This window comes from Pseudoalteromonas sp. NBT06-2, assembly GCF_002276045.1.
Taxonomy (GTDB): Bacteria; Pseudomonadota; Gammaproteobacteria; order Enterobacterales; family Alteromonadaceae; genus Pseudoalteromonas.
The window spans coordinates 1-1,552 of record NZ_NQMR01000291.1 but is presented as its reverse complement, the minus strand read 5'-3'; the positions used below and the strand labels follow the sequence as shown (position 1 = coordinate 1,552).

At 38.0% G+C, this 1,552-nt stretch carries 4 protein-coding genes; all 4 read left to right on the top strand.

Annotated features, from left to right (window positions below; all coding sequences use genetic code 11):
• The coding region (locus tag CJF42_RS27905) for a hypothetical protein (protein ID WP_095369296.1) at positions 1-776 on the top strand (776 nt) is incomplete at its 5' end.
• Between the two features lie 12 nt (positions 777-788).
• The gene (locus CJF42_RS25475; RefSeq protein ID WP_095369295.1) at positions 789-1,085 is read left to right on the top strand and encodes a hypothetical protein; all 297 of its coding nucleotides are present in this window, start codon (positions 789-791) and stop codon (positions 1,083-1,085) included.
• Positions 1,082-1,333 (top strand): hypothetical protein, encoded by a 252-nt coding sequence (locus tag CJF42_RS25470; protein ID WP_095369294.1) that lies wholly within the window; start codon positions 1,082-1,084, stop codon positions 1,331-1,333. The genes CJF42_RS25475 and CJF42_RS25470 overlap by 4 nt, the downstream gene beginning before the upstream one ends.
• Positions 1,330-1,552, top strand: a 223-nt coding sequence (locus CJF42_RS25465; RefSeq protein ID WP_141235680.1) for a hypothetical protein, incomplete at its 3' end; no start/stop codon positions are given. The genes CJF42_RS25470 and CJF42_RS25465, both read left to right, overlap by 4 nt.

The window sequence follows — 1,552 nt, the reverse complement described above, 5'->3', positions numbered from 1 at the left end:
TCGTACGTTTAGAAGAGCAAGCAGTAATCAATGCCGCTAAAAAAGGATTATTACTCCTGACATTAAAAGAACATTCAAATCATGGTGAATTTGAAAAGAAATTCACAAAGTTTGGAATTGCCCGCCGCTCTGCTTTTGATGCTATGAGCATTGCAAAAATGTTTTTATCTTTACCTGATTCTAAAGTGCAAACGTCTGCACTTTTGAATATGAACCAAAGCAAACTTGTAGAACTGGCACGTTTACCAATAGAAACCCTTGAATCACTTGATGACGACGACCTTTGTGCACTGTCAGATTTATCCGTACGTGAACTTAAAAAAGAGTTACAACGGTTAAAAGCCCAAAATAAAGCGTTAGATATAGAACGCGCTGATGCAATTAACGCGTGTGAACATGAGCGTTTACGTAAAAACCCAACAATGCGTTTTGATATGCCTGTGATCATTTCACAAATGCGCAGTGATGCCATTGCGTATACGGGCCTACTTGATGAAGCACTTGTACAAACTACCGAACAAGTAGGGCAGTTAATTGATAACCGCACCTTAAATTTCGATAACCGATTAGCCGCAGCACAAACACTACATCATTGCTGGGCCTCTATTTACATGCAGATTGGGCACATGCTTGAACGCTTAAATGGTGAATTTGGTGAGCAGATTCAAGGTATCGAAAACCTACCACGTTTTACTGCTGCCGAATGGGAATATGTTGAATCACAACGTAGTCGTTTATTAGAAAGCTTTCAACTTGATATGCCTGAGCGCAAATAAGGATACAGCACCATGACATTACAACAGCAAATATTAAAACCACGCATGATTTTTATTAGCCATTATGACAAGCACACAATTTGTGCGCGCATTACTTCTATTAAAATGGGTTTAAAAGCCAATCAGAAGTGGGACTCTGAACTGTGCAACATGCAAGAAATGACTTTTTTAGTGCCTTCTAATAAACCGCAATGGCAAAAATTACACCGCAGGTTACGCATGTTGTTTTCACCATTCACTTACGAAACCTTATATGAAATGTTTGAACCCAACCCATTTTTTTGTGACAAAAAGGACCACATCTCATGAGCAATAAAATAGATTTAATCCACCTGGAAACATTGCCAACTCTGCAAGAAAAAGCAAAGTACTTATTAGATTTTGAAATCACAACTCAAATTCAAATTGTAAATCTAACGCCTGTTTTAAAATCCTTCATCGGCGACATTGGTTTACCCATTCATAGTAAAGGCAACGAAACATCGGAAGATGTAATTCGTAAGGCAAAAGCTTGGTTAAAAAAACAGTCTCAAAGCCATGAGGTAGTCACACCATGAAAGCAATATTAGAAGGCGTTACGGATGCTGCACAGTTCAATAACAAATACTCGGTTGGTTCAAAGTTTACTTATAACTCAATTTCAGTACATCAAGATGACCTAGTCGTTAAAACAGAATCACAAGCAATTCCTTTAGGTGATTCAGCACTTGTAAAGGTGAGTGATATCAGTGGTCTTGTTGATATTTCCCGTTTAACACCAGTAAATAAGGATATAA